The organism is Pseudomonas sp. IT-P74 (assembly GCF_949768175.1).
GTDB lineage: Bacteria > Pseudomonadota > Gammaproteobacteria > Pseudomonadales > Pseudomonadaceae > Aquipseudomonas.
Window position 1 is genome coordinate 22,704 of record NZ_CATKQD010000011.1, and the last position, 25,091, is coordinate 47,794.

At 58.9% G+C, this 25,091-nt stretch carries 19 protein-coding genes and 2 pseudogenes; 11 read left to right on the forward strand and 10 right to left on the reverse strand.

Annotation, left to right across the window (positions count from 1 at the left end; all coding sequences use genetic code 11):
- Positions 1-9 precede the first annotated feature (9 nt).
- From ACM6J5_RS08775 to ACM6J5_RS08800, 6 genes are all read right to left on the reverse strand, one after another.
- Complete coding sequence (locus ACM6J5_RS08775; protein ID WP_095945998.1) at positions 10-1,074, reverse strand: WD40/YVTN/BNR-like repeat-containing protein; 1,065 nt, start codon at positions 1,072-1,074, stop codon at positions 10-12.
- Between the two features lie 77 nt (positions 1,075-1,151).
- The gene (locus ACM6J5_RS08780; RefSeq protein ID WP_095945999.1) at positions 1,152-2,513 is read right to left on the reverse strand and encodes a DUF1329 domain-containing protein; all 1,362 of its coding nucleotides are present in this window, start codon (positions 2,511-2,513) and stop codon (positions 1,152-1,154) included.
- A gap of 33 nt (positions 2,514-2,546) precedes the next feature.
- Positions 2,547-4,376: a DUF1302 domain-containing protein gene (locus ACM6J5_RS08785; protein WP_414928212.1), complete on the reverse strand. Its 1,830-nt coding sequence runs from the start codon at positions 4,374-4,376 to the stop codon at positions 2,547-2,549.
- 68 nt (positions 4,377-4,444) lie between these two features.
- Positions 4,445-5,608 (reverse strand): thiolase C-terminal domain-containing protein, encoded by a 1,164-nt coding sequence (locus ACM6J5_RS08790; protein WP_414928213.1) that lies wholly within the window; start codon positions 5,606-5,608, stop codon positions 4,445-4,447.
- A 162-nt stretch (positions 5,609-5,770) separates the two neighbouring features.
- On the reverse strand, positions 5,771-8,326 hold the full coding sequence (locus tag ACM6J5_RS08795; RefSeq protein WP_414928214.1) for a LuxR C-terminal-related transcriptional regulator: 2,556 nt from the start codon (positions 8,324-8,326) through the stop codon (positions 5,771-5,773).
- 293 nt (positions 8,327-8,619) lie between these two features.
- Positions 8,620-9,474, reverse strand: a complete 855-nt coding sequence (locus ACM6J5_RS08800; RefSeq protein ID WP_095946003.1) for a helix-turn-helix domain-containing protein — start codon at positions 9,472-9,474, stop codon at positions 8,620-8,622.
- A 161-nt stretch (positions 9,475-9,635) separates the two neighbouring features.
- On the opposite strand from ACM6J5_RS08800, the gene ACM6J5_RS08805 reads away from it, so the two are divergent.
- From ACM6J5_RS08805 to ACM6J5_RS08855, 11 genes are all read left to right on the forward strand, one after another.
- Positions 9,636-10,610 carry an NmrA family NAD(P)-binding protein gene (locus ACM6J5_RS08805; protein WP_095946004.1) on the forward strand — a complete coding sequence of 325 codons (975 nt, stop codon included), beginning with the start codon at positions 9,636-9,638 and terminating at the stop codon, positions 10,608-10,610.
- Between the two features lie 61 nt (positions 10,611-10,671).
- Positions 10,672-11,952 (forward strand): acyl-CoA dehydrogenase family protein, encoded by a 1,281-nt coding sequence (locus ACM6J5_RS08810; RefSeq protein ID WP_414928215.1) that lies wholly within the window; start codon positions 10,672-10,674, stop codon positions 11,950-11,952.
- 40 nt (positions 11,953-11,992) lie between these two features.
- Complete coding sequence (locus ACM6J5_RS08815) at positions 11,993-13,123, forward strand: saccharopine dehydrogenase family protein (RefSeq protein WP_223550942.1); 1,131 nt, start codon at positions 11,993-11,995, stop codon at positions 13,121-13,123.
- Positions 13,124-13,144: 21 nt separating this feature from the next.
- Entirely contained in the window at positions 13,145-14,701 is a 1,557-nt protein-coding gene (locus ACM6J5_RS08820; protein ID WP_414928216.1) for an AMP-binding protein, read from the forward strand.
- A gap of 55 nt (positions 14,702-14,756) precedes the next feature.
- Positions 14,757-15,995: a thiolase family protein gene (locus ACM6J5_RS08825; RefSeq protein WP_414928217.1), complete on the forward strand. Its 1,239-nt coding sequence runs from the start codon at positions 14,757-14,759 to the stop codon at positions 15,993-15,995.
- Positions 15,996-16,053: 58 nt separating this feature from the next.
- A complete protein-coding gene (locus tag ACM6J5_RS08830) occupies positions 16,054-16,848 on the forward strand; it encodes an SDR family NAD(P)-dependent oxidoreductase (protein WP_095946009.1) in 795 nt (264 codons plus the stop codon).
- Between the two features lie 64 nt (positions 16,849-16,912).
- Positions 16,913-17,290, forward strand: coding sequence for a hypothetical protein (locus ACM6J5_RS08835; RefSeq protein ID WP_414928218.1), 378 nt, complete (start codon positions 16,913-16,915; stop codon positions 17,288-17,290).
- A gap of 617 nt (positions 17,291-17,907) precedes the next feature.
- The gene (locus ACM6J5_RS08840; RefSeq protein ID WP_414928219.1) at positions 17,908-18,690 is read left to right on the forward strand and encodes a transporter substrate-binding domain-containing protein; all 783 of its coding nucleotides are present in this window, start codon (positions 17,908-17,910) and stop codon (positions 18,688-18,690) included.
- Positions 18,691-18,745: 55 nt separating this feature from the next.
- Entirely contained in the window at positions 18,746-19,474 is a 729-nt protein-coding gene (locus tag ACM6J5_RS08845; RefSeq protein ID WP_095943613.1) for an ABC transporter permease, read from the forward strand.
- The gene (locus ACM6J5_RS08850; protein WP_414928220.1) at positions 19,471-20,181 is read left to right on the forward strand and encodes an ABC transporter permease; all 711 of its coding nucleotides are present in this window, start codon (positions 19,471-19,473) and stop codon (positions 20,179-20,181) included. The genes ACM6J5_RS08845 and ACM6J5_RS08850 overlap by 4 nt, the downstream gene beginning before the upstream one ends.
- 16 nt (positions 20,182-20,197) lie before the next feature.
- Positions 20,198-20,962 carry an ABC transporter ATP-binding protein gene (locus ACM6J5_RS08855; RefSeq protein WP_007936956.1) on the forward strand — a complete coding sequence of 255 codons (765 nt, stop codon included), beginning with the start codon at positions 20,198-20,200 and terminating at the stop codon, positions 20,960-20,962.
- A gap of 54 nt (positions 20,963-21,016) precedes the next feature.
- Here ACM6J5_RS08855 and ACM6J5_RS08860 read toward each other — a convergent pair whose 3' ends face one another.
- The 4 genes and pseudogenes from ACM6J5_RS08860 to ACM6J5_RS08875 form a co-directional block, all read right to left on the reverse strand.
- A complete protein-coding gene (locus ACM6J5_RS08860) occupies positions 21,017-22,918 on the reverse strand; it encodes a potassium transporter Kup (protein WP_414928221.1) in 1,902 nt (633 codons plus the stop codon).
- 381 nt (positions 22,919-23,299) lie between these two features.
- A pseudogene (locus tag ACM6J5_RS08865) lies at positions 23,300-23,590 on the reverse strand (TonB-dependent receptor domain-containing protein); the annotation flags it as partial.
- A gap of 213 nt (positions 23,591-23,803) precedes the next feature.
- Positions 23,804-24,445 (reverse strand): LysE family translocator, encoded by a 642-nt coding sequence (locus tag ACM6J5_RS08870; RefSeq protein ID WP_095943616.1) that lies wholly within the window; start codon positions 24,443-24,445, stop codon positions 23,804-23,806.
- An 89-nt stretch (positions 24,446-24,534) separates the two neighbouring features.
- Positions 24,535-25,038: pseudogene (locus tag ACM6J5_RS08875) on the reverse strand (AraC family transcriptional regulator); the annotation flags it as partial.
- Between the last annotated feature and the right edge of the window lie 53 nt (positions 25,039-25,091).

Below are 25,091 nucleotides of genomic sequence, written 5' to 3' on the forward strand. Positions count from 1 at the left end.
GGGGTGGGCTCATTCGAAAGGCAACTGGCGCAAGCCCCGTGCGCCTGCGACCACCACGACGCCTGATGCGATGGCCTGCGCCGCAGCGGCAGGCCCCAGGCGGTCTTGTGGCTTTAGCGTGAAACTGGCGCCGTCGTCGGTGCTGACAAGCACATGCCCGGCCTGGCTGACCAGGATGATTCGGCCGTCGGCGGTGATAGTGCTCGCGGTGATGCTCGAGGACAGACCCAGCTCAACCTTGTCCCAGTTCACGCCGTGATCGACGCTGCGATAAACATTGCCCCGCAGGCCATAAACGAGCACCGAGCCCGGCTTGCCGGTGATGCCGAAATAGCTGCCGCCATAGGGCGTCGGGAGGTTGATGAAGCGTTGTGTTGCCGGGTCCAGTCTCAATACCAGGCCTTGCTCGCCGACAATGAACAGGTCATCGCCGATGGCACGCATTCCGTAGAAATTCAGCGCCCCCGGATTGTCGGTGCGATCCATCAATGGAACCCAGCTGCGGCCGCCGTCTTCGGTGCGGAAAATCAGATTGAACGCGCCGACGATATAGCCGGTTTTATCATTGGCGAACCAAACGTCCAGAAAAGGTTTGTCAGCCCCTTCATCGACCATTCGTTGAGCCTCGGCCAACAACGCATCATTGGGCTGTTGCCCTTCCTGCCTCTGAAAATGTTCGAGCATGATCTGCCCCACCTGACGGCCATCGAGCTGACGCTTCCAGGTTTCACCCCTGTTGTCGCTGTGCAACACAATGCCGTCGTGCCCGACCGCCCACCCCTGCGTCGGGCTCGGAAACTGCACGGCCACCAGATCGGAACTCACCGGCACTTCTGCCTGGTGCCAGCGGCCGCCGTTATCATCGGAATAAAAAATATGGCCGCGTTGGCCCACGGCGACCAGACGCTGACCTGCACGGGTCAATCCGGTGAACATCCCGCTGATCGCCTTGTCACTCTGAATCGCGGGGCTCGACAGCACGTCGACAAAATCGGCGGCGACGACGGCTCTGGTGAATGGGGCAGCCAACGCCACAATTAGCGCAGTGAGCGCAATCCATCTAAATGTATTCATGAGATCTACTCGGCAAAAAAAGCCGCCAAACAGTGCGGTACACACTGTCGACGACAAAAAAACACCTGCGTCATGGCTCAGCGAATACCCGTGCCGGCCAATGACTCAGGCGCCCATTGCGCTTTCGAAAGCGGGTCGATGTACTTGACGCCGCCGTACGGCCCGTAGACGCCGGTGATGTTGTAGCTGCCAGAGACCAGGTCATAAATCATGTGGTTATCGGAGTTCGGCGCCTGCACGTCATAGCTGTATGCCAAGTGGGCAAAGGATCCGCGGTACAGCTTGCCGCTGGCGTCATATTCATCCGAAGCCAGTGCGATCCAGCTGTCTTCGTCGAGGTAGAAGGTGCGCTTGCTGTAGATGTGGCGTTTGCCCGGTTTCAGCGTGGCTTCGACCACCCACACGCGGTGCAACTCCCAGCGCATCAGGTCCGGATTGACGTGATGCGGCGTGGTGATATCCGCAGCGATCTTGTGATAGTTCAGCTTGTAGGTGTTGTAAGGAACGATCATTTCCTTCTTGCCGACGAGCTTGAAGTCGTAACGGTCCAGTGCACCGTTGAATACCCAGGCATCGTCATAGGTCGAAGCACCGGCCGAGCCAGGGTTTGGCGTGTCGTAGGCGATATCCGGGGCGAGTTTCACGCGGCGCTGACCTGGCAGGTATTGCCAGCCACGACGCTCCATTTTCAGAGGGTTGACGGCATCCTGCACCAGGATGGCTTCGCCTGCGCGACGGGCCGGGGCCTGGTAATAGAGTTTGGTCTTGAAGAACAGATCCGTCTCTTTCGCCGGTTCCGTACGCTTCGGATCGTACAGCGGGTATTCCAGATAGCCATTACCGGTCGTGGCCAGAATAGCCCGGCCGGAACTGTCGACGTTCCAGGAGTCATACTTGATATTGGTGGCATACCCCTGATAACGCAGCAGGTGGTTCCACATGGCCTCGTAGCCATCTTTCGGGATCGGGAACGGAACGCCCGGCAACGCGTTTTCCAGTGCTACCCCGCCGTCGAGTGTTTTGGTGCCGACGGCATTTTTTGCGGTGTTATCCAGCAACCGTTGCGGCAGAGCAACGCTGCGATGGGTGGGAAACACATCGACCCGGAACGTCGGGTAACGCTTGAGCAGTTCTTGCGTGGTCGCGGTCAGTTTGTCGGTGTATTGGCTGAGGTTTTTGCCATCGACGACGACGCGTGGCTTATCAGCCTCGTAAGGGTCCGGACGGAACGAACTGCCCGGTTGAAAACTGGCCGGCGCCGTGGTGAGACCGCCGGTGTAGGACGGAATGGTGTTGTCGGCATTGCCGGCCTTTTCAGCGCCGACGCCTGTCAGGCTGTTGCCGAGTCTGGCCGCTTCATCGGGGGCCACGGCTGCGTGTGCCGCACCCGCGATGGCAACGGTCAATGCAGTGAACAAAAGCGTGTTGACGAATTTCATGGAGTGACTCCTGCTATCAAGCGAATACTTCGATCAAATGGTCGTTTTGAAGGTAAAAGTGACCATGCCCCGATCCTTGAGCTGAGGCTGAGTACCGCCGAAAGCAGTGGTCTGCCCCGGTACGCAGTTGTATTGGCCGTTGGCCCCTGGTGCAGCGCCCTCGCCCTGTGTACCTGCACCACCGGCTGAGCCGCAGGTGTCGAACGGACCAAAGTTGTCCACGTACTTCAGGTCGAACCGGTACTGGTTGTGCACGTCCATGCCAACGCCCACCGAGTAGCTGCCGGAGTCCTTGTTACCCCCGAGCTGAACCGACGAGTTGCCCGCAAGGCCGACGCTGTAGTTGGCCGGCAGGTACATATCGATGCCGGGGAACACCTGATACCAGGTCGGATTGAAGTTGACGCCCAGGACGTAATTGTCCTTGGTGACCTTGTCGACACCGCGATACCAGTCTTCGCCTTTGAACAACTGCTTGTTCTCGGTGACGTCCAGCCAGCGACTGTAGGCGAGTTCAACCAGTAAGGTCGAGCTGTCCCAGACCGGAGTCGCACCGAACGTGGTCAAGCCGTTGAGCACCGCGTGCACGGTGTTGCCTCGGGCCACGCCGTTGTCACCATCGAAGCTGCTGATGAAGCCAGGCAAACCGGCAGCACCGGCTGCCGGATTGACCGTTGCCGGCACGCTGGCCAGCGGCATGTTGTGGCGATAGTTCAGGTCGAGACCGACGCTGACACCTTCGATGCTTTTCGACAGGCTGATGCCGTAGATATCGATGTCATCGACATAGAACTGGTTGTAGCTGCCGGCATTGCCGGAAATCAGTTGCGCAGGGCCGACCGCCGTTGGCTGCAATACCAGGTTAGGCAGAATGTCGGAGGTTTTGCGGTAGTAGAAACCCAGCGTACCCTGCAGCCATTCCGGGCTCCACTTGGCCATCAGGCCGAAGTCACCTTGATTGTCCGGGGTAAACGTATGCCCGTTGCTCAGCCGCAGGAACTGGTTGGCACCCAGTGGGCCAGGTGTGCCGAACAGCGGGTTTCGGCCGCCGATCAACGACAGGTTGTGCCCGCCATTTTGAATGCCGTCGTTGAACCCCAGATAAGTGCCCGATTCCGGCAACCGCGCGGCGTCCCAGTCCAGGAAGTATTGCGCGGCGAGGGTCAGTTCCGGATTGACCGTGAGGCTGGTGGACAACTGATTACGCGGAATGAACAGTTCTTTGGCTTCTGTTCCCGGGACCGCCAGCGACTTGGAAATATCCAGACCGGACTGGCCATAACTGTTGCTATGAGCAAAGGCGAGGATGCTTTCGCCCCAGTAAACGGTGTGCTTGCCGAGCTTGCCGCTGAGCAGTGACTCATCGCCGACTTCCGTGCTGCCAAACACGAAGGCATCAAGGATTTCCGAAGAAGGACCGTTGTAATACCGATCGGCGTAACCGCTTTGATGACGAGAGTCCGGCTTACCGTCGTTGAGCTGATTGGTCGAGGCGTTATCGCTGCCAATATCGTCGTAGGCGTGGTCGTACCAGGTGTTGGCGCTGACACGGAAACCGACTTTTTCTTTGTAAACCACGTCCAGTTCGGTCAGCACATCCAGTCGTTGAGAAACGGGACTGCCGGAGGAGAAATTGCGATCTCCGTCATTGTTGTTCCACGAATTGGCCAACTTGCTGTTGGGGGCTTCCACGCGCTGGGCGTAGTTGAACTTCAGGGTGTTGTCGAAGCGAACCGCAAAGTCTTCATTCCCCGTGTTGATCTCCACAGCCCCTACGGGCGCGATGCCCAGGCCGGTGAGAATGGCGGAGGCCAACAACCCTTTGCGAAGGTTTGCATGGCAGATCTTATTATTTTTGTTCATCTAGCTTGCCACCTGCTCTATGGTTTACGAAAAGTCATGGGTTGAATCACGGCGTAGTGAGCCTCCTCTCAGGTGCGCTGCAAAAGGGTGACCGACACTGCCCGGCCCAGGGCGGTGCTATGTTGTAAAGCCGTGCGGGCACCAGCAATTTGCCTGCCGTCGGCCATGCCGCGCAGTTGCCAGACCAACTCGACCAGTTGCGCCAACCCGGTGGCACCCGGGGCGTGACCACGTCCCAGCAAGCCACCCGATGGGCACACCGCATTCATCTGTCCTTTCAGGCAGTGTCCTTGCTGCACGAATCGATCGATCTCGTCCTCCCGGCAAAAGCCCAGCGCGGCGCTATTGATCATGAAGTCGCCGACGCTTTGGTCGTGCAGTTCAACCACGTCGATGTCTTCCGCCCCGAGGCCCGCCTGCTGATAGGCCAACTGCGCGACTCGCCGGGTGGTCGCCTGTCCGAGCACATCCAGCACGCAACCCGATTCCTGCTCTGAAGCGCTGTCACTGCCCCTGACACTGGCCAGCACGGTGACGTCCGTCCGAGCGCCGAAGCGCAGGGCGAAGGTCGGGGTACAGAGCAGGATGGCCGCCGCACCGCAAGCGGGCGGGCACAGATAAGGCGCGAGCCAGCCGTCGCGATCCGGCAGGCGGTTCAACACGGCGTAGGGATTGCGACCGGCCTGGACCCGTGCCCGTTCAAGCACTTGATCGAAGCTGCTTTGAGCAATGCCCATACGTGTCAATAACCAGCTGGTTTGGGCAGCGAACAACAGCGCCGGTTGTTGTCGACGCTCGATAAAGCCGATGGGGTTCTCACCTTGCCTGACCTTTGCCGACTCATCGCGAGCGAGATCTTTCAAACCGAAAAACTCACGATGGGAAATACCTGCCGGCATGCACTCGACACCCACCAACAGGACACATTCAGCCTGGCCGCACAGCAGGCTATTGCGGGCCAGCTGGAAAGCACTGCTGGCCGACGCACAGCCATCGCCGAGGCTGAAAATCGGCACGCCCGAGTAGCCAATCTGCGACAACATTTGCTCGGCGATACCGGCTTCTGCGTGTACGCAGGAAGTAAACACCTGGTCGACCAGGTCATAGTCGATCCGCGCATCGGCCAGCGCCGCACGAATGGCTTGCCCCGCCAACGTCGCATGGCTGTCAGAGCCACCCAGCGGTAGAAACGGCACCATTGCTGCACCGGCGATCAGCACTCTTTCAGACATAAACCTGCTCCCACTCACCGATACGTTGGCGCTTTTGTGGGGTCAGACTATTGCGAAGTCGAAAAGCGCACCCCCCCATTGACTGGGGGGGCGATTGGACATCGGATGTGGGGGGCGATTGAAGGATGATCCGAACGGATCATCTCGGGTGGTGAGTTCGCATCAGCCCGCTGTCTCGAGAATTCCCAGCATGTAGGCACGCGCGACTACATGCTGTCTTGTGCCGGCCTGGAATTTTCCAAACAGGTTTTTCAGGTGCCACTTCACGGTTTCCTCGCCGACATTCAGCGCCAGGGCGATTTGCTTGTTGGACAGGTTGCGAGCCAACAGCTGCAACACCTCGCGTTCCTTGGGCGTCAATAGACGACTTGGGGACACGGTCAATGGGGTGGATTCCGGTCGCGGAACAGGTGCGGGCGTAGAGGTCGCCGCGAGCAAATTGACGGTATCACGCTGGAGCGTCTGCTCCCATTTGATCAGGTCCGGATGGGTGTCCTGCACCACGCGCAACATACCGTTTTCTTGCGCGAGGCTGACAGCCTCCAGCAAATAGTCGGTGCCGCCCTGTCCGGTCGCCCGAAGTGCCAGTGCCCTGAGCAGCTTGATCTGTACGATGTCTCGCCCACGACGCAGGTATTCGGCCGTTTCACCAACCTTGTCCAGCACCGCCAGCATAGCCTCCCAGTCCCGTTGGGCCAGTAATGCATAAGCGTTGGCTACTCCGGCCAGCAAGTCCAGCTCCGGACCCAGCAACCCCGCTCGCTCACGGGCAATGACCGGCGTGAAACTGTCCAGCCGTCGCCATAAGGCCTGACAGGTATCGCTGTGTCCCTGCAAGGCATGCAGGCGTATTTGCTCTCCCAGGGAGGCAATGCAGAAGCGTGGAATATTTCGCTCTTCTCCAAGGGCGAATAACGCCTCGAGCAGATCCTGCCCGCGATGCCCCTGCCCCTGGATTGAAGCCAGTCGAGCGGCGGCGAGAAAACCCTGCACAATGGCATCGGGGGACGCCAATCGTTCAACGATATCCAGCCTGTTCGCCAGCACCGTAGCGGACTCCTGAATGTCCCCCTGTTCCAGCAACACCGTCGCCAGAGCGCTCGCTAAAATGACCGCCACTGGACTGCGCCGACCGATGTCCCGTTCGGCCTGCAACAGGCTGTCGTGCAACGCCGTGCGCGCCGACACCATTCGGCCCTCGTATAAATAAGCAAGACCGACCACCCACTCGCCGTACCCGCGTATGGCATCAAGGCCAGGTCTGCCGGCGTAAAGCGGTGCTCGCTGAAGAATTCGTCGGGCTTTCTCCGGTTGCCCCTGCAACAGCGTCAGCCGGGCGATCAGGTTCGCGACCAAGGCTTGCACCGTGGTTGAGAATGAAGGCAATCGATCGACCCAAGGCATGATGAGTTCATGGGATTGATCCGGATGGTCCGCAAAGAAGGCGGCTGCGGCGGCGATGGTGGCCGCTTCACAACGTGTCGCCTCGTCGGCGGACGGATGCTGTTCGATCGCCGCAATCAATTGCGCCGCTTCTGCCTGACGCGCTCCCATTGCCAATGTCCAGGCCGCCGCCAGGCAGATGCGCGGATGCGCCAACACGTCAGCGGGGCCAAGCTCCTCGACCCACTCCAGCACCCGGCTGAATTGCCCTTGCAACGCGACTTCGTACAGGCAGTTGCCGATCAACGTATAGGCCGGTTGGGGCATGCCGGCCAACAGATATTGCCGGGCGGCCTGCTCCAGGAAACCGTGTTGTTCCAGCCACACAGCGCCGCGCCGGTGATACCCCTGACGTTCCTCCAACGGCAAATCGGCAAAACGGCCGAGCAGAAATTCCCGCGCCAATGGATGGATGCGCACCCAGTCACTGTCGATACTTTCAACAAAGATCGGTGTCGAGGCACACAATTCCTTCAGCAATTCGCCCGAGCGCGCATTGCCCGTCAGCGCCTCGCATAACAAGGGCTGGACCATTTCCAACAAGGCAATGCCGGTCAGAAAGCGAACCTGCTCCTCCCGAAGATGTGCGACCAGACTGTCGACGAAATAACGCTGGATATCCCCCAGACAAGTCGACAACCCTTCGACTGCCGCACTCCGGTTCGGGCTCTTCTCCAGCGCCGAAATCGCTAATTGCAAGCCAAGCGGCCAGCCCTCGGTTATCTCGTGCAGCCGAACGCAGAGGTCGGCATCGACCCTTGCACCGAAACGGTCATTGAGGATGGCGATCGCCTCTTCCACATTCAGTCGTAGAGCCGCTGTCATGATCGTCGTGAAAAACCCTCTTGCCGCGAGGTCCGTCACTTGCAGATTCAACCGTGTGCGAGAGGCCATGATGATGCGCAAATTGGCCGGCGCATTGTGCAACAGGTACGTCAGGGAGTAACGGATCGTCAGCTCGGGCAACGTATCCACTTCATCCAGAATCAATACGGTTTCGCTACCCAGATCAGCCACTTCCACCAACCACTGCGTCAGCCTTTCCTGTTCATCACGCCCCGGTCCTGCAATAGGCTCGAATGCACGGGCAAACGACGGCCGACCGCTGCCAATGGCCATGGCAGCTCCCAGCCCCTGGACAAAACGCGCACCATCATCCTGTGCATCCAGCGTCATCCAGGCCACCACGGCGCCTTGAGACAAACATTCACGGCGCCATTGGGTCAGCAGAAAGGTTTTGCCGAAGCCTCCCGGCGCTTGAACGGCGATCACCACTTTGTCTGTCAGCTCCTGGGTATGGATACCCAGGCGGTTTCGCATCCGTGCTGATTTCTGACTGCGCGGCGGTGTCGTTTTGAGGATCAGTTGGGGCTCTATGCAGTCCATTGTTTCAGACCTGAGTGGTTGAGAGACGCTTACCCAAGGAGCGTCTGAAGGTCCCTGGATACAGTTCCAAACGGTCGAACACTACCATGGAATAGTCCGAGGGCTTGTACCCCGGTGCAATCCAACACAAGCCGCTTGCGTACTTTCGGTGCAGTGACCTGCTCGCCACGCCAAAGCATCCACTACCTTCCAGCCAGGGCTCTGTATTCGGCCGGCGTACTGGCGTGCGCAACCTTGAACGCTGCAGTCAGGTGGCTCTGCGAGCTGAAACCACACTCCAGTGCCACATGCAAAATAGGTAGATCGGTCTGCATGAGCAGATCACGTGCATGTTCCAGTCGTAGATTCATCACATAGCGATGGGGCGGCATCCCCATGGCGCGCTGGAACAGCCGTCGGAAATGAGCCGGGCTGACACCCGTCTGGTCAGCCAGCGTGCTGATCGAGAGTTCCTGCCCAAGGTTCTCGCGAATGAAGACCAGCACTGTATGCAGGCGCGCCAGATGAATATGCGGCGGATAAATACCTCTGCTCGCGTCAACTCGCAGCGCACGATACACCTGCTCAAGCATGACCATGGCCAGTCTTGCCATGAACCCCTGATCAGCCCCTTTCCCAAGACTTAGCTCATCCATCAATTGCCGGGCCGCTGCGCTCACCAAACCATCACTGACGGGCAATGGTGCCTGCGCGCCAGCGCATAGCTCACGCAATTGCCCAAACACGCCATCAGTGCGCTCGGGCAGATAGAAAACCGCGAAATCAATGCTGCCGGAATAGTGCCATTGAGTGGCACAACCGGCAGGCAGCAGCATTGACAAGCGGGGCATCGATGTCGAGCGCAATTCGCCCCCGGCCCCCTCATCCGCCCGCGAGCCACCGAACTGGGTCAGCAGGGCCATGAAGTCAACGGGCGGGACGGATAGATCAGTCGTGTGCAGGAAATAGCGCTCCGCATACAAGGGGATGTCACTGCACACCAGGCCACCCAGCAAGGGTAATCCCAGTGTTTCATGGACCTGTTGTTGCGGATTCATGGGCATCTCGGGATGAGCATATTTTGACAAATATGACCGCTTTTCCGGTGAGTTGTCGATGCCGGGAAGAACAATAATCGACCAAATATTCCGCCACTCGCCTTAAAGCGAGGCAGGCACAACCGCCCGCCCGCATGACTGATCACAGCCAGGAGAACAGCATGAACAAGAAGACCGTCACTGTATTCGGCGCCACCGGGACCGCCGGCGTCGCGTGCGTCAATGAGTTCATTCGCCAGGGCCTGGTCAATATCAATGTGCTGGCGCGCCGCTCCGGTCAGGTGGAACACTCATCGTCGGGCATCAGCAAGAGCGAGGCGCAAAAACAGCTGCAGTACGCCGAATGGGCGCGTCAGGGCGTGACCATCAAGGAGGTCGACGTCACCATTGCCCAAGCACTGGTCCCGGCGCTGCGTGGCACTGACTACCTGGTGTCCTGCGTGCCGCTCTACGCCACCGAATCGCAGATGCCGCTGATCTTTGCCGCCAAGGAAGCCGGGGTCGAACGCTTCGTGCCATCCGAGTACGGCGCGATCTACGAGTTCGAGCAGTTCTGGCAGACCGACACCACGCACCGCTTGATGGCCCGGCAGAAGGCGTTCATCCGACGCATGATCGAACTGGCCGGCATGGACTACACCATCATTCCGGCCGGTGCCTGGATCGAGTACTACATGCTCGAGCCGGTGATGGTGATGGGTGATCCCGACGCCAGGCTGGCCTGGTCGACCGGCGCGGATGTCGGCCGCATCATCCCGCATGTGCTGGCCCACCCGGCCTCGCGCAATGCGATCTGCCCAGTCGCGGCCACGGCCTGGTGTTCGTGGAACGAACTGCTGGCCGCGCGCGAACAGGCCGTGGGGCGCCCGATCGAGCGTAACGAGTTGACGCCCGAGCAGTGGCGCGCAGCCTACGCGGCTTCCCATCCCGGCGCCATCCAGACCCTGCTGGCGATCGGCGTCGCCATGGTCGATACCCCAGCAGGCATGTCGCTGTGCGGCCACTGGAACAAGACCTTCCTCCCCGAATTCAAGGGGACACCGCTGCAAGAGCTGTTCGTCGACACCGTAGAGCCTTTCGTCGAGGCCACGCGTGCCGCGCTGATCGCCGCCGGCGAACTGCCGACCGACGCCTGACGCGTCTCGATGCCTGGCGTGCAGGCCATAAGAAAAACCGAGCGATATGACGAGGCCCATGATGAAACTGAGTAACCGGATCAACCTGCCTGACATTTCAATGACCGGCTTTGAAACGCCCCTGAACGAGGTCGAGCGCGGCATCCAGGACAGCGTGCATCGCTTTGCCAAGGACTTCATGCGGCCCCTTGGTCAGGAACTCGACAAGATGACCGCAGAGCAGGTGGTTGCCCCCGGCTCGCCGTACTACAGCCTGTTCAGCGAAGCCGCCAAGTTGGGCCTGAGTTCCGATCTGCTGGCCGAACTGCCGCCGGAAACGGCTGTACGCGTCGAGTCTATGATCGGCGAGGAAATGGGCTGGGGCGATGCCGGTCTGGCGGTTTCCCTGGGCGTCAGCACCTTCCCGAACGAGATGGCCAAAGCCGTAGGGAACCAGGAGCTGATCGATCTGAGTGCCGGGAAAATCGGCTGCTGGATGATTACCCATCCGGACAAGGGCACTGACATCAGCGCCTTCGACTTGCAGCGCGACTGGGTGCCGGGGCAGTTGGGCAACAAGGGCAATCTCTTCGCCAAGGTCGGCGAGCACGAGATCGTCATTAACGGCCAGTGCTCGGCCTGGGTGTCCAACGGTGCGGTGGCCCAGGTGGCTCTGGCCTACATGACCGCCGACTATGGCAACGGCTTCTACGATGCCAATGGCTTGCCCTATGGCATTTCCGTCATCGTGCCCCTGGACTTGCCCGGTGTCAGCAGGGGCAAGCCGCTGGAGAAGATCGGTCAGCGCGCGCTGCCCCAGGGCGAGGTGTATTTCGACAACGTGCGGATTCCCAAGCGCTTCGCCGTGGCCCTGCAGGACGAGTACTACGGCAACGTCATGTCGACCTGGTCGTTCGCTGGCACCCACATGGCGCAATGGTTCACTGGCGTGGCACGTTCCGCCTTCGAGCTGGCCCTGGCCTACTGCCATGAGCGCAAGCAGGGTGGCCAACTGCTGATCAACCACCAGCTTACCCGCTACCGCATCGGCGACATGATGCGTCGTGTCGAGCTTTGCCGGGCTGTCGCCCGCCGCTCCCTGGCCTATGCGCGTCTGTCCCCGCAGGGGCACCCCTGTGCCACGGCTTCCGGCAAGGTCACCGTGACCGAAGAGGCCATGCGCGTGGTCAGCGATGCCATGCAGCTGTTCGGCGGCAACGGCCTGACCCGCGAGTACCCCATGGAGAAGTTGTTCCGCGATGCCCGCGCCGCGCTGATCGAGGATGGCGAAAACATGATGCTCACCACCCGCCTTGGGTTCCTTGTCCAGGAGCTCTACGAAGACGGCTGGCCCCAGTACTGATCCCAAACCCGACTGACAATAAACTTTGGAGACAATAAAAATGGCTAAGTATCCCGTAGTTGTCTATGGCGCCAGTGGCTACACCGGCATGCTGACCATGGACTGGCTGATCGACCAGAACATCCCCTTCACCGCTGTGGCGCGTGATGCCAGGCGCGCGCAGGAAATGATGGCGCAACGTGTGGTACGCCTGGAGTCCGCGACCTATGAAATCATCGAGGCCCAGCACAACGTCGAGTCGCTGAGCGCCGCCTTCAAGGGGGCCAAGGTGGTCTGCAACACCGTCGGCCCCTTCGTCAACTTCGGTCTGACCACCGTCGAGGCCGCGCTCAAGGCCGGCTGTCACCACATAGATACCACCGGCGAGCAAAGCTATGTCCGTCAGGTTCGCGAGCAATTTGGCGAGCTCTATCGTCAGGCTGGCCTGCTGGTTTCGCCATCGCTGTCCTACATGTACAGCTTCTCCGAGATCGCCGCCGAACTGGCGCTGGAAACCCCCGGCATCGACGTGCTGGAAACCGCCGCCCTGTGCCGCGGTCCGCGTGATGTCGCAGGGGTCAGCCTGGGCTCGGCGGCTTCGATTTTCGAACTGTTCCACCGGGAGCAGTTCTACCTGTGGGAAAACAAGCTGGTGCAGCACCCGGCCACCGCTTCGTTCAACATTGTCGACCCCAACTTCATGCAGCCGGTTTTCTGCCTCCCTTGGGGGGGAACCTCGCTGCCGATTTACTTCGAGCATGATCCGCGCGTGCGCGCCTGCACCTCCGCGGTCGGTTTCTACGACAACAATGTGATGCCGATGGTGCATGGCCTGAGCCAGAAGTGGGAAGCGGAATACAAGCACTTGTCCAAGGAGCAGCAGGACGCGGTGGTGAGGAGCCTGGTAGAGGCCACCACGCCGAGCATGCCGCCCCGCGAACGCACCACCTTGCAACGCAGCGTCGACATCGCAATCGGCCGCGGTCACCTGTCCGCCGTGCGCGCTACCGTGCATGGCGTCACACCCTATATTTCCACCGGTGCCCTACAGGCCGCGGCGGCGATCAGGCTGCTCGACGACGACACCAACAAGGTCGGCTTCGCTTCCGGCTCCAAGGCTTTTGGACATCGCTATCTGCTCGGCTTCCTGGAAGAGCGCGGCCTGGCCCGTGCCACCGTTACCAAACTCTGATTACCGGCACAGGAACCACTTATGGCCATCATCGACTTTTACGATCGCGGCTGGGGCATCAACCCTGCCGGGGTCGCCTACATCCAGGGCGAGCGCTCTTACACCTTCAACGAAATCGGCGAGCTCTCGTGTCGCATCGCCAACAAGCTGCTCGCACTGGGCTTGCCGAAGGAGACCAAGGGCGCCGTCTGGTCAGGTAACGACGTCACCGCCTGGGCCTGCACGCTGGGTCTATGGCGCGCCAACATGACCTGGATTCCCGTCAACGCGCGCAACTCGAGCGAAGAAAATCACTACATCCTCGACGCATTCGATTGCGAGGTGATGTTCTACCAAAACGATTTCGCGCCAATCATTGCCGAGCTACGGCCCAGGCTGCCGAAGATCAGGCACTGGATCTGTATTGATTCCGAAGCTGTCGATGCACCCTCGTTGGAACTATGGAGTGCCGGCCAGGCATCGAGCCGTCCCGAAGTCACCTATGACATGAACGACGTAGTGGCGGTCTCACCCACGGGTGGCACAACGGGCACGCCAAAGGGAGTGATGAACACCCACCGCAGCCTGCAGACGTTCATCGTCCACTTCCTGCTGACCTGTGCTTATCGTAATGGTGAAAAGCCGGTGAATATGGCCGCCGCACCGATGACCCACACTGCCGGCCTGTTGTCCGTACCCTGCACGGCGCAAGGTGGCACTGTCGTGGTCATTACCAAACCCGATCCGGCATTGATGTTGAACGCCATTGCGCAGCACAGGGTCAGCGAGCTCTTTCTGCCGCCAACGGTGATCTACAGGCTGTTGGAGATTCCCGGTATCGAGAAGCTGGACTTCTCTTCGGTGAAGTACCTGATGTACGGCGCGGCTCCTATGTCGGTAGACAAGCTGAAGAAAGCTATCGGGGTTTTCGGCCCGGTCATGACCGGCGGCTATGGTCAGACCGAGGCACCGGCCAGTATCGCCAACTTTCGTCCCGACGAGCATCTGGTGGACGGCCAATTCGCCGACGACGAACGCCTGTCCTCGGTCGGCCGCCCCAACCCGCTGGTCCGCGTCGAAGTGATGAGCGACACCAACCAGATCCTGCCGCGCGGTGAAACCGGTGAAATATGCGTGCGCGGCGACCTGATCATGAAGGGTTACTACAAGCAGCCGGAGAAGACCGCCGAGACCATCGTCGACGGTTGGCTGCATACCGGCGACATCGGCCATATCGATGCCGAAGGCTATCTGCACCTCACCGATCGCAAAAAGGACATGATCATTTCCGGCGGTTTCAACGTCTATCCCAGCCAGGTCGAGCAAGTGCTGTGGGGACATCCGGCCGTTCAGGACTGCGCCGTGATTGGCGTGCCCGATGAAAAATGGGGCGAGGCCGTCAAGGCCGTGGTCGAGCTCAACCCAGGCCAGGAAACCACCGAGCAAGAGCTTATCGAACTGTGCAAAGCCAGGCTGGGCAGCGTGATGGCACCGAAGTCGGTCGACTTCACTACCAGCCTGCCACGCAGCCCGGTGGGCAAGGTGCTGAAAAAAGAACTGCGTCAGCCGTATTGGGAAAACTCGGCTCGCAAGATCTGACACAACCGGAGGGATGCGAACTGGACACCAACCAACTGAATATAAGGAATTTTCAATGAGCAATATCTATATCGCCGGCATCGCCATGACCGTTTTCGGCCGCCACACCGAACGCAGCCTCGACGACTTGGCACGCGAGGCTTTTCAGGGCGCATTGAAGGACGCCCACTGCAGTGCCGCCGATCTCGATATCGCATTTTATGCCGGCATGACCAATGGCCCGTTGCAAGGCCAGCTCTCGATCCCCGGTCAAGTCGTGTTCAGCAAGATCGGTATTCAAGGCATTCCTATCTATAACGTCGAGAATGCCTGCGCCTCGGGTAGCTCAGCCTTCAATCTGGCCGTGCAAAGCCTCAAGGCCGGTACAGCCAGTATCGCGCTGGCGTTGGGCGCGGAAAAGATGAACATCCCGGATAAACTCAAAGCCCTCTCGCTGTTCGAGGCTGGTTGGGACGTATCTTGCGCCGAAGAGAATTATCAGACACTGGTGAAAATGGGCGAAGGCGTGGTGCCGCCCGCCGGGTCGGAATCGGACAAGCCTTACAGTAAGTTCATGGCCATCTATGCCGCATTGTGCCGCCAGCATATGAAAACCTACGGCACCACACAGCGGCAGATCGCCGCGGTGTCGGCAAAAAACCACACTCACTCGGTCCATAACCCTTACTCGCAATTTCGCAAAGCCTTCGGTATCGACGAAATCCTTGCCGCCCCTCCAATCACCTACCCGCTCACCCTGCCAATGTGCGCACCGCTGTCGGACGGTGCAGCCGCCGCCATCCTGTGCACCGAGGAAGGACTCACACGCATCGGTGCCGACAAGAGCCGCTGCATCAAGGTAGCGGCCAGTGTCATCCGCAGCTTCAGCCATCGCCGGCTCGATCAGCCGGAACTGAACGTCGGTCACCTGGCAGCTAACCTGGCCTATGACCTGGCGGGTCTGGGGCCACAAGACATGCATGTCGCCGAAGTCCATGACGCCTCGGCGATGGGCGAAATCATTCAGGTCGAAAACCTGGGCCTGGTCCCGTTCGGTCAGGGCGGCCTTGCGGCTGAACGTGGCGAATTCACCCTGGGCGGACGCATCCCGGTCAATACCTCAGGTGGCCTGGAATCGAAAGGACATCCACTCGGCGCTACCGGGATTGGCCAGCTCTACGAACTGGTGACGCAACTGCGCGGAGAGGCTGGCGCACGCCAGGTTCATGGCGCACGCCATGCAATCCAGGAGAACGGCGGCGGCTTGCAGGGTATTGAGGAGGCAGCGGTCGCGATCCACATTCTCAGCAAATAGTGCTTGTCAGCAAAAAAATTGTAGTGGCGAAACCAATCAAAACAAGAAGGATAAAAACATGTTCCGAAACAAAGTGGTCGTCATCACTGGCGCAGGATCAGGCATCGGTCGGGAGTTGGCTATCCAGATGGTGGAAGCTGGCGCACATGTCGCCCTGTCGGACATCAACCAGGTGGGTCTCGACAAAACCATGAAGCTGTTGCCTGACGCCAGCAAAGCGAAAAGTTACCTCCTGGACGTATCGTCCTGGGACGCCTTCCAGGCTCATGCCGACGAAGTGAAGCGCGATTTTGGCACGGCGCACTTCGTCATCAATAACGCGGGCGCCGCCGTCATCGGGACAGTTGCCAACACCTCCATCGATGAGTACGAGTGGCAACTGGGTATCAACCTGTGGGGCGTGTTGTACGGTACCAAAGCGTTCCTGCCGATGATGCAGGCCCAGCGAGAAGGCTGCATCGTCAATATTTCCAGCGTATTTGGCCTGGTGGGCTTCCCGATGCAAAGCGCTTACAACATGTCGAAGTTCGCCGTACGTGGTCTGACCGAAGCATTATGGTCGGAACTCGAAGGTAGCGGTGTACGCGCCGTGTGTGTGCACCCTGGCGGAATCCGAACCAATATTGAAAAGTCCGGGCGACGTTGCAAAGCCGCCGGTAGTACAGAAGAAAAGTTCACGGCACTGGCAGACAAGATGCTACTGACGCCAGCGGCGGATTGTGCCGGCGACATCATCAAGGGGCTGCGCAAAGGAACCAAACGCATTATCACAGGGAACAAATCGAGCACCTTGTTCTGGATAAGCAGGCTGTTCCCCAATAGCTATCCGGCACTACTCAAGCTGCTTGGCTGAGCCCCAGAAGTTACAAGATGTCTCTGCATGGTGCGAGGCGTCACCACCTATCAGGAACAACCCCATGATCGACAGTTATACCCGCAAGCTTTTTATTTCTGCCGCTTGTTTCAACGTACTCGCGGGTCTTCCATTACTTGTAGCTCTGCGCCCCGTAGCTGCACTGTTGGGGCTGCAAATTACCCCCACCTCAACCCTTTTCATTCAACTCACCACGTGCCTGGTTATCGTATTCGGCTGGGCCTATTGGATGATCGCTCGCGATCCGCTGCACTATCGTCCCTATATCCTGCTCGGGATAATCCTGAAAGTACTGTTTGTCGTGGTGGTTTATGGTCACTGGCTGGCGGGTAGCATCCCTTGGCCATTACCAGTAGCGGCATCGGGAGACATCGTCTATGCATTACTGTTCTGGCGTTATTTCCAGCGTGCTGAGCGTTGAACTACGTCGTGCTGACCGTCGATGCTGCCGGAGCATCAAGGATTGAGCCAGGAAAATCGAGAGTGTCAGATTTTTTGTGTACGGGCCGGTAACGACCTGCCGTCGGGCAGACCTGGCTCTTCTGTGGGCGAGCTTGCTCGCGATAGCGGCCTGCCAGTCAACCAGGTACATCACAGACAAACGCACCCAGCAACCAGGCCGGCAGTAGGCAACCCGGCATGGATGGCCGATGGCGGCGGGCCCACGGAGCAGGACCGGAGCGAGGGCGGCCCCCTAAGCGGCCGTGACCGCAGCAACGGAGATGTACACCCTCAAAAATCCACACCGCCTGAAAATCGGCGTCCTTGATCTCACATTTTGTTACCGCATACCCCAGCCGGGTGTAAAAAACTGCCTTGGTAACAGCCTCGCAGGCAGCCTCCCTCCCTGTGCTCACTTCCCTGTCAAGCCCATCCCAGAGCGCTGTACGCACTTTCTCAAACGCCCAATCCGCGAATTGGCCGGGTGATTGCATATGCTTGTCTGTACAAGTATCTGCGTGTGCATAAGACATATTGCCAAGCAGTACTCGTTCTCTTGCGTCACAAGCGCTTTCGATGGTCCCTGGGAATAAAATAATGAAAAAAGCATTTCTCACCCTTTCTGCATTAGCTTTGTGTGTAGCTGCAGGTTCTGCACTGGCCAAGGAGTACAAGGAGTTGCGCTTTGGCGTCGACCCCTCTTATGCGCCGTTCGAATCCAAGGCCGCCGATGGCAGCCTGGTGGGCTTCGATATCGATCTGGGTAACGCGATCTGCGCCGAACTGAAGGTCAAGTGCAAGTGGGTCGAAAGCGACTTCGACGGCATGATTCCCGGCCTCAAGGCCAACAAGTTCGACGGTGTGATTTCCTCCATGACCGCCACGCCAGCACGTGAGAAAGTCATCGATTTCTCAAACGAGCTGTTCTCTGGCCCGACCGCGCTGGTATTCAAAAAAGGCGTGGCCATCGGCACCGACCCGGCCTCCCTCAAGGGCAAGAAAGTCGGCTACGAGCAAGGCTCCATCCAGGAAGCCTACGCCAAGGCCGTGCTGGACAAGGCCGGGGTAGAAACCCAGGCCTACGCCAACCAGGACCAGGTCTACGCTGACTTGACTTCCGGTCGTCTCGATGCAGGGATCCAGGACATGCTGCAAGCCGAACTGGGCTTCCTTAAGTCGCCACCAGGCGCCGACTTCCAGGTCAGCGAGCCGATCGAAAGCCCCCTGCTGCCAGCCAAAACCGCCGTGGGTCTCACCAAAGGCAACGCCGAGCTCCAGGCCTTGCTGAACAAAGGAATCCAGGCACTGCACGACAATGGCACCTATGCGGCCGTCCAGCAGAAGCACTTTGGCGACCTGAATCTGTACAGCGGCAAATAATGACCCTGCGCCCATTTGCGGATGGGCACTTTTTTGATCGATGTAGGGCTGCCCAATGCTAGAAAACCTGTTGATGATCCTGGGGCTGTCAGGCTTCAGCCTCAAGGGCTTCGGCCCGCTGCTGCTGCAAGGCTCCTGGATGACTGTCAAATTATCCTTTCTGTGCTTGCTGGTGAGCGTTGGCCTGGGCCTGATCGGCGCCAGCGCCAAGCTTTCGAAATCGGCACTGCTGCGCGTCCCTGCGCAGGCCTACACCACGCTGATCCGCGGGGTGCCGGACCTGGTGCTGATGCTGCTGATCTTCTACAGCCTGCAAACCTGGCTGACCTCGTTTACCGATTTCATGGAATGGGAATACATCGAGATCAACCCGTTCAGTGCCGGGGTCATTACCCTGGGCTTCATCTACGGGGCTTATTTCACCGAAACCTTCCGTGGCGCCATCCTTGCCGTACCGCGAGGGCAGATGGAAGCGGCTACCGCCTACGGCCTGACCCGCGCTCAGCGCTTTCGCTTGGTGGTGTTCCCGCAAATGATGCGTTTTGCCCTGCCGGGTATCAGTAACAACTGGATGGTGATCCTCAAGGCCACGGCGCTGGTGTCGATCATTGGCCTGGCCGACCTGGTCAAGGTGGCCCAGGACGCGGGCAAGAGCTCCTATCAGCTGTTCTTCTTCCTGATTCTGGCCGCCTTGATTTATCTGGTGATAACCACCGTTTCGAACTACGTCTTGCGCCGGATGGAAATCTTCTACGCCGCAGGTACCCGGGAGGCCGTGCGATGATCGAACTTCTACAGGAGTACTGGAAACCTTTCCTGTTCCAGGACGGCAATCACATCACCGGGCTGGCCATGACCCTCTGGCTGCTCAGCGCCTCGATCTTCTTCGGCTTCGTGATGTCGATCCCGCTGTCGATTGCCCGGGTCTCGGACAATGTCTGGGTGCACTGGCCGGTGCAGTTCTACACCTACCTGTTTCGCGGAACGCCGCTCTATATCCAACTGCTGATCTGTTACACCGGCATTTACAGCCTGGCCGCGGTGCGTGCTCAGCCCGTGCTGGACGCGTTCTTTCGCGATGCGATGAACTGCACCATCCTGGCCTTCGCCCTGAACACCTGCGCCTACACCACGGAGATCTTCGCCGGGGCAATCCGCAGCATGGCCCACGGTGAAGTCGAAGCGGCCAAGGCTTACGGACTGACCGGCTGGAAGCTGTATGCCTACGTGATCATGCCGTCGGCCCTGCGTCGTTCGTTGCCGTACTACAGCAACGAAGTGATCCTGATGCTGCACTCGACCACCGTGGCCTTCACCGCGACCATCCCGGACATTCTGAAAGTCGCACGGGACGCCAACTCGGCGACCTTCCTGACCTTCCAGTCGTTCGGCATCGCCGCGTTGATCTACCTGGCAGTCACTTTCTCTCTGGTCGGCCTGTTCCGCCTGGCTGAACGCCGTTGGTTGTCTTTCCTCGGCCCGGCTCACTAATTCAGGATGCTTGCTCATGTACAAACTGACCGTTGAAAACCTGCACAAAAGTTATGGCAACCATGAAGTCCTCAAGGGCGTTTCGCTGAACGCCAGGACCGGCGATGTGATCAGCCTGATTGGCGCCAGTGGTTCGGGCAAAAGCACCTTTCTGCGTTGCATCAACTTCCTGGAAACGCCCAATGACGGCGCCATGAGCCTGGACAACCAGCCGATTCAAATGGTCCATGACCGCCACGGCATGCGCGTGGCTGACGCCAATGAACTGCAACGCATCCGCACTCGCCTGGCCATGGTGTTCCAGCACTTCAACCTGTGGAGCCACATGACCGTACTCGAGAACATCACCATGGCCCCACGCCGGGTGCTGGGCGTCAGCAAGAAGGACGCAGAGGATCGCGCCCGGCGCTACCTGGACAAGGTCGGTTTGCCGGCACGGGTGGCCGATCAATACCCGGCGTTTCTCTCGGGTGGTCAGCAGCAACGGGTCGCCATTGCCCGTGCCCTGAGCATGGAACCGGAGATCATGCTGTTCGATGAACCGACGTCGGCCCTGGACCCGGAACTGGTCGGCGAAGTACTCAAGGTGATCCAGGGGCTGGCCGAAGAAGGCCGCACCATGATCATGGTGACCCACGAAATGAGCTTTGCGCGCAAAGTGTCGAACCAGGTGCTGTTCCTGCACCAGGGGCGGGTCGAAGAACAGGGTGCGCCCGAGGACGTATTGGGTAACCCGAAAAGCGAGCGTCTGCAGCAGTTCCTCAGCGGCAACCTGAAGTGACAAGAGCGCCTTCGAGCAACCGCAGGGTCGCTCGAAGGCATACTCAATGACGCTTTACATCTCAACCTGTGTACCCAGCTCTATTACCCGATTCAATGGCAATTTGAAGTACTTCAGATTGCTATTGGCATTCTTCAGCAAAAACGCGAACAGGCTTTCTCGCCATCGGGCCATACCGATGCGCTTGGTCGGGATCACCGTTTCCCGGCTCAGGAAATAGGTGGTGCGCATCGGGCTGAAGTCCAGCTCGGCCAAGTGACAGAGACTCAACGCCAAGGGGACATCGGGCTCCTCTATAAAGCCAAAGTGCAGACTGACCCGGAAGAACCCTTCACCATAGGCTTCAACCTCGAACCGCCGTTCAGCGCTAACGCGAGGGCTGTCTTCAGACACCACGGTGAGCAATACCACCTGCGCATGTAAAACCTGGTTGTGCAGCAAGTTGTGCAGCAGCGCATGCGGAACGGCATCGGACCTGGCCGTCAGAAATACCGCCGTACCTTGTACCCGATGAGGAGGCTGCGTGCGGATGCTACCGATGAACAGTGGTAGAGGCAGCGCGGTTTCGTCCAGCCGTTCAACAATGATCTTGCGGCCCCGTTTCCAGGTCGTCATCAAAATGAACAGGCCAATGCCGGCAATCACCGGGAACGCACCACCCTGGAAGATCTTCGGAGCATTGGCCGCGAAGTAAAGGCTGTCTACCAGCAGAAAACCGAGCAGCATCGGAATGGCCAACCAGCGAGGGGTTTTCCATAGCAGCAGGACGACGGCCGAAGACAGGATGGTGGTGATCAGCATGGTGCCCGTCACCGCGACCCCATAAGCAGCGGCCAAAGCACTGGAAGACTCGAAACCAAGCACCAACAGCACAACACCGACCATCAACGCCCAGTTGACCGTGCCGATGTAGATTTGCCCCTGCTCCTGGCTGGAGGTGTGCTGGATAAACATGCGAGGGACATACCCAAGCTGGATGGCCTGGTGGGTCAGGGAAAATGCGCCTGAGATCACGGCTTGAGAAGCGATGATGGTCGCCAGTGTGGAGAGTGCGACCATCGGCAGCAGCGCCCAGCCCGGCGCGAGCAAATAAAATGGATTGCGCACCGCCTCCGGGTTCTCCAGGATCAAGGCTCCCTGGCCAAAATAATTGAGTAGAAGCCCTGGTAAAACCAGAATGAACCACGCGCGGGCAATGGGTTTGCGACCGAAGTGCCCCATGTCGGCATACAGTGCTTCGGCGCCCGTCAGCGCGAGTACCACTGCACCAAGGATGGCCACACCGACTCCCGGATGGGCGATAAAAAAATGCGCTCCCCAGTATGGATTGAGCGCTTGCAGTACTTCCGGTCGCTGGGAAATGCCATAGATCCCCAGCACACCCAGCACGACAAACCACAGCACCATCACTGGGCCGAACAGAATACCGATGCGAGCCGTGCCGTGTTTTTGTATCAAGAACAGCGCCACCAGCACGATCAATGACAAAGGCACCACCCAGTGCTCTATTCCGTCAAACGCCAGCTCTAGCCCCTCAACCGCAGAGAGCACCGAGATAGCCGGGGTGATCATGCTGTCCCCGTAAAAAAGTGCCGCACCGAAGAGGCCAAGCAGAACGAGTACTTTACTCATAGCCGGATAGGGGGCTGCCGCCCGACGGGCCAATGCCGTCAGCGCCATGATCCCGCCTTCACCCTGGTTGTTGGCGCGCAGAATGAACAGCACGTACTTGATCGAGACCACCCAGATCAACGACCAGAAGATCAACGACAGAATTCCCAGCACGCCATCGTGGTTGGCCTGGACACCGTAGTGACCGGCAAACACTTCCTTTAGGGTGTACAGGGGGCTGGTGCCGATATCTCCGTACACCACTCCGACAGCTGCGATGAGCAGTCCCACCGCTGAAGTTTTGCGATGGGGTTCTTCAATTGCATGGATCGCTGTTTCGCTCACTTTCTACGTCTCGAGTATTGAGGGCCGAAAACGCATTCCGTGAGATTTCAAGGCCAGTGGACTTCAGTGAAACCGCCATCGACTTCAGATGAGCAGCAAATTGCACAGCCAAGTGCTCACTCTTTCCGAAGGGCCTGCGACAGCCCCACGCCACCTTCTACTCCCCTGCAAGCAGCGTCGAAAACCCTTAGGAAATTTGAGGGTAATAACGTAGAAGTTGAGAGATATGAGGCATAAAAGCAATGTCGGTTTTGCCAGCCAGTATCGTTGCGAGTAACAAAAGCCACCGTAAAAAAAGCGTAAATTTAGAGCCTTTTTTGCATCAAACCAACATCACCAGGTCAGCCAGGGCTCAACGACTGTGGAGCGTCGCTGAGCGTTCACAACAGGCAAGACTGCCTCTTCAATCGAATCGCTGGCCTCCCAGCTTCTGCCGCCGGGCACAAAAGTTTGGTAATCATGCTCGAAGCGCTCGAAACGGGCCCCGGCCAGGACTCGCAAACGCTCGGTCAAGGTCACCTGATCCTGGACGAATGCCGCGTAGGTCTTGAGGTTTTCCTGGTCGTTGGTCCGGGTCCGGGTCCGGGTCCGGGTCCGGGTCCGGGTCCGGGTCCGGGTCCGGGTCCGGGTCAAGGCTGGACGAGGCTGGCCATACAGCGGGTTGAAGATATTTGTATTTTCAAAAAGCTATCTGCGGTTGCGCCAATCGCTAATCAAGTAATCCCGGAAAACTTCGCTTGAGGGACGATGCGGCGCATAAAAGGCGAGCTCACGCTCGACCTCGTAGTTTGGTGGCGCACGCGTTTCCCTGTAGGAGCTGCCGGAGGCTACTCCTACGGATATTTCGTTATATGTGTTCCCCCGGATTCCGTGAAGAACCTTATCTTATGCAGTCTGTCGACGCAGGGTCAGGATGGCTGCTGCGAAGCAGATGAAGGTCGACCCTACCACCCAACTGACCCACCGGGACAAGTCAGGCCGCGTCAGCACGCCCCTGGCCCGGGAGGCAAGCGCGGCATACAGGCTCAGCGACGCAACCGACAACGCCATGAAGATCGAGGTGAGGATCAGGAACTGCGGCAGCAACGTCGCACTCTGGTCGATGAATTGCGGGAACAACGCAGTGAAGAACATCGTCGCCTTAGGGTTGGTCAGCGCCGTCAGGAAAGCCGACTTGTACAACTTCAAGCGCGTGGGCCTGCTCTTCTTCGAACCATCCTGCATACCGTCCACGAGCATCGGGCTCTTTTTGAACAACTGCCTGACACCCAGGTAGAACAGATAGCCGGCACCGATGACCTTCACCGCATTGAACAGCCATTCGGAACTGGCAAGCAACGCCCCCAGGCCCAGCATGGCAGCGGCAGACAGGCAGAACAGGCCACTGGCATTACCAAGGGACGACCACACTGCGCTGCGCTGTCCGTGGGCCAGGCTGTTGTTGATCGCCATCAGGGTCGCAGGCCCTGGACTGGCAATGGCAATCGCAGCAACCAAGGTAAAAGCAAGAATCGAGTGAAATTCCATTTTCAAAGCTCTTAGTGGGATCGGCGCTGCATATTACAGCAGGTGATGGGTCTACACGTCACATGACACTCAGCTACCTGGCTAAAGAGGTGAGAGGTCGGCGCGCTCATCCGCACTCGAGCCGAAAGCTCATCGACACGACGCGCCGAGGTGTAATTCAACTTCAGCCAATCGATGGCTTTCGCGATCCGATACCCCTGGCCATCGACAGACGTTATTTGTCGAAGCCGGCTCGCCTGATCACTCTGCAAGAGACGGTAATGAATCTCGCGCTGAATCAAGGGGGCCAGAACAGGGATGGACTCAGGCTCATCGAGCAGTGCCAGTAAACGCTCGAACGACGCCAGCATCGCGGGGGTCACTCAACCAATTCCTACCCCCTTCGCAACCGGTCGATCACGGGTTGGCGGCAAGTCACTTTGCGTTATCAGCTCCGCCAGCATGCGCAGATCGAGTTTCAACGTCAGCCCCACGCATGGCTGTTCCGGGCTTGCCGCCAGCACTTCTGAATTGGCAGGCAAGTCCAATGAGGTGATCAGAAATCGCGACCTGTCATAGGGGTAACCTTCGCCACCTACCCAGAGCAGTTTCTGATTGACTGGCAGAGACCTTTGGAGCCCAGTAATCAGCTGACTGATCAGAAGAG

Excerpts from the sequence above, each read along its gene's own strand:
- ACM6J5_RS08785 (WP_414928212.1), bottom strand. The coding sequence starts at position 4,376 with ATGAACAAAAATAATAAGATCTGCCATGCAAACCTTCGCAAAGGGTTG.
- ACM6J5_RS08855 (WP_007936956.1), top strand. The coding sequence starts at position 20,198 with ATGTACAAACTGACCGTTGAAAACCTGCACAAAAGTTATGGCAACCAT.
- ACM6J5_RS08775 (WP_095945998.1), bottom strand. The coding sequence starts at position 1,074 with ATGAATACATTTAGATGGATTGCGCTCACTGCGCTAATTGTGGCGTTG.
- ACM6J5_RS08810 (WP_414928215.1), top strand. The coding sequence starts at position 10,672 with ATGAAACTGAGTAACCGGATCAACCTGCCTGACATTTCAATGACCGGC.
- ACM6J5_RS08850 (WP_414928220.1), top strand. The coding sequence starts at position 19,471 with ATGATCGAACTTCTACAGGAGTACTGGAAACCTTTCCTGTTCCAGGAC.
- ACM6J5_RS08825 (WP_414928217.1), top strand. The coding sequence starts at position 14,757 with ATGAGCAATATCTATATCGCCGGCATCGCCATGACCGTTTTCGGCCGC.
- ACM6J5_RS08830 (WP_095946009.1), top strand. The coding sequence starts at position 16,054 with ATGTTCCGAAACAAAGTGGTCGTCATCACTGGCGCAGGATCAGGCATC.
- ACM6J5_RS08835 (WP_414928218.1), top strand. The coding sequence starts at position 16,913 with ATGATCGACAGTTATACCCGCAAGCTTTTTATTTCTGCCGCTTGTTTC.
- ACM6J5_RS08800 (WP_095946003.1), bottom strand. The coding sequence starts at position 9,474 with ATGAATCCGCAACAACAGGTCCATGAAACACTGGGATTACCCTTGCTG.
- ACM6J5_RS08790 (WP_414928213.1), bottom strand. The coding sequence starts at position 5,608 with ATGTCTGAAAGAGTGCTGATCGCCGGTGCAGCAATGGTGCCGTTTCTA.
- ACM6J5_RS08845 (WP_095943613.1), top strand. The coding sequence starts at position 18,746 with ATGCTAGAAAACCTGTTGATGATCCTGGGGCTGTCAGGCTTCAGCCTC.
- ACM6J5_RS08840 (WP_414928219.1), top strand. The coding sequence starts at position 17,908 with ATGAAAAAAGCATTTCTCACCCTTTCTGCATTAGCTTTGTGTGTAGCT.
- ACM6J5_RS08780 (WP_095945999.1), bottom strand. The coding sequence starts at position 2,513 with ATGAAATTCGTCAACACGCTTTTGTTCACTGCATTGACCGTTGCCATC.
- ACM6J5_RS08820 (WP_414928216.1), top strand. The coding sequence starts at position 13,145 with ATGGCCATCATCGACTTTTACGATCGCGGCTGGGGCATCAACCCTGCC.
- ACM6J5_RS08870 (WP_095943616.1), bottom strand. The coding sequence starts at position 24,445 with ATGGAATTTCACTCGATTCTTGCTTTTACCTTGGTTGCTGCGATTGCC.
- ACM6J5_RS08805 (WP_095946004.1), top strand. The coding sequence starts at position 9,636 with ATGAACAAGAAGACCGTCACTGTATTCGGCGCCACCGGGACCGCCGGC.
- ACM6J5_RS08815 (WP_223550942.1), top strand. The coding sequence starts at position 11,993 with ATGGCTAAGTATCCCGTAGTTGTCTATGGCGCCAGTGGCTACACCGGC.